General features: G+C 35.4%; 6 protein-coding genes and 1 pseudogene. 5 read left to right on the top strand and 2 right to left on the bottom strand.

From position 1 onward, the window contains the following. Positions 1–369: pseudogene (locus tag VFS71_RS10520) on the bottom strand (DNA mismatch repair protein MutS); the annotation flags it as partial. Positions 370–522: 153 nt separating this feature from the next. Between VFS71_RS10520 and VFS71_RS10515 the strand changes: the two are divergent. The 3 genes from VFS71_RS10515 to VFS71_RS10505 all read left to right on the top strand — a co-directional run bounded on the left by VFS71_RS10515 (position 523) and on the right by VFS71_RS10505 (position 3,836). Beyond that, positions 523–987, top strand: coding sequence for a DUF1573 domain-containing protein (locus VFS71_RS10515; protein ID WP_326401171.1), 465 nt, complete (start codon positions 523–525; stop codon positions 985–987). A gap of 75 nt (positions 988–1,062) precedes the next feature. Next, positions 1,063–1,593, top strand: coding sequence for an RNA methyltransferase (locus VFS71_RS10510; protein WP_326401169.1), 531 nt, complete (start codon positions 1,063–1,065; stop codon positions 1,591–1,593). An 86-nt stretch (positions 1,594–1,679) separates the two neighbouring features. Further along, positions 1,680–3,836, top strand: a complete 2,157-nt coding sequence (locus VFS71_RS10505; RefSeq protein ID WP_326401168.1) for a T9SS type B sorting domain-containing protein — start codon at positions 1,680–1,682, stop codon at positions 3,834–3,836. 2 nt (positions 3,837–3,838) lie between these two features. Here the strand turns inward: VFS71_RS10505 and folK are convergent, their stop codons facing one another. Further along, on the bottom strand, positions 3,839–4,975 hold the full coding sequence (gene folK / locus VFS71_RS10500) for a 2-amino-4-hydroxy-6-hydroxymethyldihydropteridine diphosphokinase (RefSeq protein ID WP_326401167.1): 1,137 nt from the start codon (positions 4,973–4,975) through the stop codon (positions 3,839–3,841). 126 nt (positions 4,976–5,101) lie between these two features. Between folK and sppA the strand changes: the two genes are divergently transcribed. After that, positions 5,102–6,859, top strand: coding sequence for a signal peptide peptidase SppA (gene sppA, locus VFS71_RS10495; protein WP_326401166.1), 1,758 nt, complete (start codon positions 5,102–5,104; stop codon positions 6,857–6,859). Positions 6,860–7,073: 214 nt separating this feature from the next. After that, the gene (locus tag VFS71_RS10490) at positions 7,074–9,704 is read left to right on the top strand and encodes an AsmA-like C-terminal region-containing protein (RefSeq protein ID WP_326401165.1); all 2,631 of its coding nucleotides are present in this window, start codon (positions 7,074–7,076) and stop codon (positions 9,702–9,704) included. Positions 9,705–9,832 lie beyond the last annotated feature (128 nt).

The following is a 9,832-nucleotide window of genomic DNA, read 5'->3' as shown; positions in this document are numbered from 1 at the left end:
CTCATCATTCATAGAAACTCCAGGTGTTACGAGCTCTGTAACCCCTCGTTTAACTATGGTTTTAGTCATTTTAGGATCTTCCAATTGATCACAAATAGCCACTCGAAGTCCCGCTTTGACTAATTTAGGTAAATATGTATTGATAGAATGATGGGGAAAACCAGCCAGCGCAGTCTCCGTCTCTGAACCCGCTCCTCTTTTGGTTAATGTAATCCCTAAAATTTTTGAAGCCCGAACGGCATCTTCTCCAAAAGTTTCATAAAAATCCCCAACACGAAACAACAAGCAAGCATCAGGATATTTCCTTTTGATTTCGTTGTACTGCTTCATTAATGGAGTCTCTTTAACTATCTTATCTTTTGCTGCCAAAATTGTTATATTTGAATGAATAAAAAACTCAGCGAATTTATAATTTTATACCGCAAAAAACTATGGCGAAAAAAAATTAAATTAGTTTTAAGAAAAATTTACGATACAATTTTGTTAATTTGTATAAATTTGTCAATCAAATCTAAAAAGACTATGAAAAAAATACTTCTATTAGCTATGCTAACTGTTTTAGGAACAACAATTTCTAACGCTCAAGAGACTTCTAAAAAAGCTAAAAAAGCAAAAACAACTGCAGTTGCTGCATTACCAAAAGTAGATGGTGCAGGAATGGTTTTCGAAAATGAAACAATTGATTACGGAACTGTAGCTCACAATGCTGATGGTAACCGTCAATTTGTTTTCACTAACAATGGTAACAAACCATTAATTATCACAAACACTCAAGGATCTTGTGGATGTACTGTACCAACTACACCAAAAGAACCAATTGCTCCAGGAGCTAAAGGAGTTATTGGAGTAAAATATGCTACTGACAGAGTAGGTCCATTTACAAAAACTGTGACTGTAACTTCAAATGCTGAAGGTCAACCAACAAAAACTCTTACTATAAAAGGAACTGTTTTACCAGATGCTGCACCTGCTGCAACAAAAAGCTAACATTACTTTTTTATCAAATAAAAAAAGGCTTCCTGATTTTTGGGAAGCTTTTTTTATAAAAACAATTACCCAACAATGAGAAAACTTGAAAACAGCGAACTAGAGAGAAAATCAATTGACGATTTTAAAAAATCTAAAAAAACACCTTTGATTTTAGTTTTGGACGACATTCGCAGTTTACACAACATAGGATCAGTTTTCAGAACAGCAGATGCTTTTTTGATCGAAAAAATAATCTTGTGCGGTATCACTGCTACTCCTCCAAATAAGGAAATTCACAAAACCGCTCTTGGCGCAACCGAAACTGTGACTTGGGAACATCATGAAAATGTACTGGAAGTTATTACAAATTTAAAAGAAAAAAACATCATTACCCTTGCCATTGAACAAGTGGAAAGCTCAATTTTTCTTCAAGATTTTAAAGTAGATAAAAACCAAAAATATGCTTTAATCTTTGGAAATGAAGTTTATGGTGTAGCACAGGAAGCTGTAGCTTTATGCGACGGTTGTATTGAGATTCCACAATTGGGAACCAAACATTCTTTAAATATTTCAGTAAGTGCTGGTATTGTAGTTTGGGATTTATTCAAACAATTTAACAATTAAAAGTCAATTTGTAATTACTCTTTTTTTTATCTAATAAACTTCTAAACAAACTTTTGCATTTTGATTTAAAAGCCTATTTTTATAAAATGAAAATTAGACTCCACATCAACATACTATTCCTTTTAGCATTTTCAATTTACAATTTTGGCTATGCAAATCTCATTAATAATCCTCCTAAAAAAGGATTAACAACCCCAAAAAAACCAACTCATTCTCTTGCCGATGCCGCTCCTGTTATTACCGCCACGGGGAATAGTTCTTACTGCCCTTTAACTAGCACCAACATCGTAACCTCCATTTCTATTACAGATACTGACGGCACAGGGGCTGATGCCGTTTACATTCAGATTTCATCAGGCTATGTCAGTGGTGAAGATAAACTATCCCTAAACAACGCTTCATCCCATTCCACAATTACAAGTAGCTGGAATTCTAACGAAGGTAAACTAACCTTAAAAAGTCCTACAGGAATACAAGTAACCTATGCCGACTTTGAAAATGCCATAAATGACGTTCAGTTTAGTAACTCGACGGCCATGCCTTCAGGGATTAGAAAATTTTCAATCAGTATAGGCCAGGCCAATTATTTACCTAGAAATGGTCATTATTACGAATATGTACCTAATTTAGGAATTACTTGGACCAATGCTAAAGCAGCTGCAGATATCAGAACCTATTATGGACTAAAAGGTTATCTGGCCACAATTACCGCTGCTGACGAAGCACAATTAGCAGGAAAACAAGCCCCAGGAGCCGGATGGATTGGTGGTACAGATGAAGAAACAGAAGGTGTTTGGAAATGGGTAACTGGCCCAGAAGCAGGTACTGTTTTTTGGAATGGACTTTCGAATGGCTCAACTCCTAATTTTGCCTTTTGGAACACTAATGAACCTAATCAGGCAGGAGATGAAGACTATGCCCATATCACGGCACCAGGAGTTGGAATAGCCGGTTCTTGGAATGATTTATCTAATACAGGAGACATCAGTGGAAATTACCAACCCAAAGGATACATTGTAGAATATGGAGGAACGGCTGGAGATCCAATTTTACAACTTTCGGCCAGCACCACTTTGACCGTCGCATCCATAACAAATACTACATCAGCATCAAGATGCGACCCAGGAACTGTTACTCTACAAGCTACGGCAACAATAGGAACTATTAATTGGTATGATGCTGTAACAGGTGGCAATTATATGGGAACTGGTACTAGCTTCATCACTCCAATTTTAAACACTACAACCACCTATTATGTTGAAACAGCAACCGCAAGTTGCGCCAGCAAAAGAACTGCAGTAGAAGCCAAAATAAGCATCACCCCAACAATCACAGTCACAGACACAAACTCTCCCGTAACCAATTGCGGACCTGGATTATTTACTTTAAAAGCTACACCCTCTGTTGGTACTATAAATTGGTACTCTCAAATTGGCGGAACAGTTATAAGCACCGGATTATCCTATACCACCACTACCATTAGTACAAATACAACCTATTATGCCGAAGCCATAAACAATGGCTGTACAAACAACAATAAAATTCCTATTGACCTACTTGTTTACACACCTCCTGTTGTGACAGATCAACAAGTTCCCCTATGTCTTCCCGGTTCAGCACTGTTAGATGCATCTATTCCAAACATGTCCTACCTATGGTCCACTGGCGAAACCTCACAATCAATTAACGCTCCAACAACAGGAATTTATACAGTAGATGTGACCAGTCCCGCTCCAGAAAACTGCACTAGCAGAAAAACAATTACCGTATTTGAATACAACAAACCTGAAATAAAGAATGTAAAAGTAGATGAAACAACCGTTACCATAGAACTAATAAAAACTGAAGATTATTTTGAATATTCAATAGATAATATTTACTATCAAAGCTCCAATATTTTCACCAATACTCCTAGCGGATTACAAACTGCATATGTACGCAATATCAGCAAATGCAATACCGACAATGAACCTTTCATAGTTATCATTATTCCAAAATATTTCACTCCAAATAATGATGGATTTAATGATATCTGGGAAGTAAAAGGATTGATTGATTACCCATTGGCTGAAGTTTCTCTTTTTGACCGTTATGGAAAATTAATCACACAACTCAATCATTTTAATCGTAGTTGGGACGGTACTTTTAACAAAAAATCCTTACCTGCAACTGATTATTGGTATGTATTAAAATTAGACCCGAATAGTCCGGAAGTGAAAGGTCATTTCTCTTTAAAAAGATAATACTACAGATTGCTTTTCTCGTGGATAGAATTTAAAACAAAAAGATAATCTTCCTGATTATTTACAAAATCACGATCGGAAACATCTATGATTAAAACATTCAAATCGGTTTGGGTTTTGATGTATTCCAAGTATCCTTTGTTTATTTTTTCCAAATATTCCGCCGTGATATCTTGTTCGTAGCTTCTGCCACGGATTTTTATGTTTTGCAACAATCGATTTGTATTTTGATAGAGATAAATATACAAATCAGGCTTTGGCATTTCTTTATAAATAATATCAAATAATGTACGATACAATCTAAATTCGTCTTCTTCTAAAGTGATTTTAGAAAACAACAACGACTTAAAAATATGATAATCGGCAATAACAAAATCTTTAAACAAATCAAATTGAGACAAATCATCTGATAATTGTTGGTATCTATCAGCCAAAAAAGACATTTCGAGTGAAAATGCATAACGGCTTTGATCTTCATAAAATTTGGGCAAAAATGGATTATCGGCAAAGCGCTCCAAAACGGTTTTAGCATTAAAATCTTCGGCCATTTTTAGCGCCAAAGTTGATTTTCCCGCACCAATATTACCTTCTATCGCGATATAATTATATTGGTTTAATATTATTTTATCCAAAGGACTTTCTAATTTTTGCACTACTTTGCAGTCACTATCATCAGGCGTAATCTGAATCAACTCCGAAATTGTTTTTTTCAGAACAGGATGCGTCCAGTCTACATTCAAATCCTGAAAAGGCAACAAAACAAACTTTCGGTTTTGCATTAGCGGATGCGGAATTTGAAGATGGTCCAATTCAAGGATTTCATCATCAAAAGCAATCAAATCAATATCAATTATTCTAGATTGATACCCCGCGTTCTCCTTGCGAATACGACCCAACTTTTTTTCTACCTGTAAAACTAACTCCAATACTTTCTGAGCAGAATAAGAGGTATGCAAAACCAAAGCACAATTATAAAATGCCTCACTTTCAAAACCCCAAGAAGGAGTTTCGTATAATTTTGAAACTTTTATAATAGTCCCGATTTCATGATGAATCAATTCAAGACACAATTCAATGTTTTTCAAACGATTGCCCTGATTGCTCCCCAGAGATAAAATAACTTGATGCTGTAATTCCATATTAGGCACAAATTAAGCAAAAGAATTTTAGAATAGCAGTATATTTGCCCAGAGTGTTTCAATTTATTTTCAGCATTAACTGTAACAAATCAGCACTTTTTGCAACTTATTAAAAAAATATACTATATGAGATTTTTAGGAAATGTAATGGCTACCATTATTGGTATTTTTATTTTTTTCATGTTGTTTTTCTTCGGGATTGTACTCATAGGAACACTATTTGGAGAAGAGTCGGAAGGAATTGAGGTCAAAAATAATTCGGTTATAGAATTGAACTTAAAGGATATTTCCAATGATTATGCGGGAAAATATAAAGACCCGTGGATGGATATCTTTTCTGAGAAAAAGAATATTGGACTTACCGATATCATTAATGCCATAGCCACTGCAAAAACAGACAGCGATATTAAAGGAATATCTATTTTGAATCAAGATTCTGAACTAGGATTGGCTCAAAGTAAAGAATTGAGAGAAGCTTTAAATGATTTTAAAAAATCAGGAAAGTTTGTTATGGCCTACGCCAATAATTATACACAAAGAGACTATTATCTGAATTCCGTTGCCAACACTATTTATTTGAATCCTGCTGGAGACCTTGATTTTAAAGGATTATCTACCGAAATAATGTTCTTTAAGGATTTACAGGAAAAATCTGGAGTTAAAATGGAAGTTATTCGTCACGGAAAATACAAAAGTGCCGTTGAACCATTCCTTGAAAACAAAATGAGTGATGCCAATAGAGAGCAAACTACCGCTTTATTAAACTCTGTTTGGAGCTCAGTACTTACTGATATTTCTACAAGTCGTAATATATCTACTGCTAGACTGAATGAAATCGCGACTGGCTTATTGGCTCGTACCCCGGAAATGGCCAAAGCAAATAAACTTATTGACATTGTTGCCTACGAAGACGTGTATCATGATGCTATCAAAAAAGCGTTGAAAGTAGCGAGTGATGAAGATTACAACAAAGTATCGATAACCGATTATGCTCAAAAAGTAGCAACGACATCCATAATTTCAGAATCAGACAATCAGATTGCCGTAATTTATGCTCAAGGCGAAATTCAGAGTGGCGAAGGGGATGTAAACGTAATTGGGGAAGGTTCTATGCGTCGTTCGTTCCAAGAAGCCAGAAAAAACAAAGACATCAAAGCCATTGTACTTCGTGTTGACAGTCCAGGCGGAAGTGCATTGACATCTGATTTAATTTGGAGAGAAATTGAATTAACCAAAAAAGTAAAACCCGTTGTAGTCTCTATGGGGAATTATGCCGCTTCTGGAGGATATTATATTGCCTGTAACGCCAATACCATTTTTGCAGAAAGAAATACAATAACAGGTTCAATTGGAGTTTTTGGAATCTTGCCCAACTTCAACCAGTTGTCTACAAAAATAGGTATCAATACAGAACAAATAACTACCAACGACAATGCTAGTTACAGTCCTTTCGTTCCTTTGAATGAAAAATTCAAAGCAGTAACCTTGGAAGGCATTGAGAGAGTATATAAAACATTTGTAACTCACGTTGCCGAAGGAAGAAAAATGACATTTGCACAAGTAGACTCAATTGCTCAAGGGCGAGTTTGGACTGGTACTGAAGCCAAAAGAATTGGATTGGTGGATAAAATTGGAAATTTAGATGATGCCCTGAAAGAAGCCGCATCATTAGCAAAAATCAAAGACTATTCCACTCAAAACTTCCCGATTTTTGAAAAAGATTTCAGCGATATACTTTCCAAATTCCCTTTTGCCAAATCAAAAGAAGCACTAATCAAAGAAGAATTGGGAGAAGATAATTATTTTGTTTTGCAACAAATTAAAAAATTACAAATGCAAAAAGGAATCCAAGCCCGACTACCTTTTGAAATTTCAATCCATTAATTTTTTTATCACCTATTATAAACCCTTTCAGATTAAAAAACCGAAAGGGTTTCTTTTTATTAGATCCTAATGATTTCAAAATCATAAAATAAGACTAAAGAATAGAGATACCATATTCCATTAAAAAACAAATATTATCTTCGTACAAAATTTTACAAAACAACTAATTAATAAACTCTTATTTTTGTAAAAAATAACCCAATCTACCTAACCTATGCTAAAGAAAATTTTAAAAATCGTTGGAATTGTATTGGTCGTACTAGCTGCCTCCCTATTTGCAATTCCGTATTTCTTTAAAGATCAAATAAAAGCTAAAATTGCCGAAGCCATCAACGAAAAAGTAGATGCCAAAGTTTCCTTTTCGGATGCTGACTTGAGCTTATTCAAAAACTTCCCGAAAGCGACAGTTACTTTGGATAAATTATTAATTATCAACAAAGCTCCTTTTGAAGGAGATACCTTGGTTTCATTAGGCGAATTAAACTTGAAAATGTCTATCAAAGAATTATTCAAGGGCAAAGAAGAAGCCATGCAAATTGAAGGAATCAGTTCCAAAAACGGATTTATCAACATCATATTCAATAAAGACGGGATCGGGAATTTTGATATCGCTTTGAAAGACAACAAGCCCAAAGAAGAAGGCAAAAGCGAACCTATGTCATTGAAAATCCAGAAATATCAAATTGAGAATTTCAAGTTCCAATACTTTGATGAAACTTCACAAATGAGAATGGTCATTGACAGCTTGAACCATGAAGGAACCGGAGATTTTAGCAACTCAAAATTGGATTTAGACACCAAGTCAACGGCTAAAGTATCATTTGATATGGGCAAAATCAATTACATGAAGAATGTTGCGTTATCATTGGATGCGGTTCTTGGGATAGATTTAGAGAAAAGCAAATACACTTTTAAGGAAAACAAAGCATTAATCAATCAATTACCTTTAGAGTTTGACGGTTTTATACAAATGGTCGATGCAGGACAGGTATATGACTTGAAATTCAAAACACCGACTTCCTCATTCAAGAACTTCTTGGGGTTAATTCCGGCTGCTTATTCTTCCAGTTTAGAAGGCGTAAAAACAACCGGAGATTTTACTGTTAGCGGTTTTGCCAAAGGAATGCTGACGGACACTACCATTCCAAAATTCAGCATTGCCATTGCTTCCAACAACGGTTCATTCCAATATCCGAACTTACCAAAATCGGTTCAAAGTATTGTTATCGACACTAAGATTGTAAACGAAACCGGGGTAATGAATGATACCTACGTTAATCTAGACAAACTATCATTCCGAATAGACCAAGATGTTTTTAATGCAAAAGCCAATATCAAAAACATCAGCACCAATGCATTGGTCGATGCCGCTTTGAAAGGAACCATCAACTTGGCCAATCTTTCCAAAGCTTATCCTATCAAACTAGACAAACCGCTTACCGGAATTTTAAAAGCGGATGTAACTACCAAATTCGATATGGCTTCGGTAGAGAAAAGTCAATACCAAAACATAAACAATGCCGGAACAATTGGTTTGACCGGCTTTAATTATGCTGACGCCAATGGTAAAAACATGACCATCAGTAATGCATTGGTGCAATTCAACCCAAGTCAGGTGCATTTGAAACAATTCAATGCCAAAACAGGAAAAAGTGACCTTAGCGTAACAGGGGTTTTGGATAATTTTTATGGTTTCATGTTCAGAAAACAAGAGCTAAAAGGAAATTTCAATATGACTTCCAACCAATTGGCTGTCGATGATTTCATGACAACAAGCACTCCTCCTGCCACAGCCGGAACAACTGAAACTTCAACTGCACAAACAAAGAAAGCAGAACCATTGAAAATCCCTGCTTTCCTAAATTGTACGCTTACCGCAAAAGCCAATACGGTTTTATATGACAATCTAACACTGAAAGATGTATCGGGAAAAATGATTATCAAAGATGAGAAAGTTACTTTGGAAAATATTAAAACATCCATTTTTGGAGGAAATATAGGTGCCAGCGGATCAGTTTCCACAAAAGGAAAAACACCAGTTTTTGATATGAATCTTAACTTGAACCAAGTTGACATTCAACAAAGTTTCACTCAATTGGATATGCTTAAAAAAATAGCACCAATTGCGGGCATTGTCAATGGAAAAATCAACACCAACATTAAATTGAACGGAAATCTGGACGCCACTGAAATGACTCCTGATTTAAAAACGCTTTCGGGTGATTTGGTTGGACAATTGCTTTCTACAACGATAAATTCAAGCAATTCGACTTTGTTAACAGCATTGACTTCCAATTTAAAATTCGTTGATTTAAACAAAGTAAATCTTAACGATATCAAAGCAGCGCTTACGTTTAAAGACGGAAAAGTAAATGTAAAACCATTTGAAATTAAATACCAAGATATCAAAGCTGTTGTCGGCGGTTCACATGGTTTTGACCAAAATATGGACTACAACATCAAATTTAATGTTCCTGCCAAATATCTAGGCAAGGAAGCCAATGCTTATATCTCGAAAATGTCACCTGCTGATGCTGCCAAATTTGACAACATTCCTGTAACAGCATTAATGACTGGAACATTTAGTAATCCAAAAATTTCATCGGACATGAAAGCGGCAGTGACCAACTTAACGATGCAATTGGCCAAACAGCAATCGGATAAATTGCTTAAAAAGGGAAGTACAGCATTGGACAAATACCTAAATACCAACACAAAACCAGGCACTGACACAACTAAAACCAGTGCCCAAAAAGAAGACATCAAACAGAAAGCCAGCAGTTTAATCAACGGTTTGTTCAAAAAGAAAAAACCAGCAGAACCTACAACACCTGCAACACCATAAATTGTTTAAATCAAAACAAAAAAGCCGCCTCCAATTTTTATTGTGAGGCGGCTTTTTTATTAACCTAAATTCCATTAATTGATTTTTGAGCAGAAAGATTTGTCTTTTCTAGCAACATTGGTCCCGCT

The sequence above is a fragment of the Flavobacterium sp. genome, assembly GCF_035760125.1.
Lineage (GTDB): Bacteria > Bacteroidota > Bacteroidia > Flavobacteriales > Flavobacteriaceae > Flavobacterium.
Note: the sequence above shows the minus strand (reverse complement) of the source record. Positions and strands in the feature narration are given on the sequence as shown.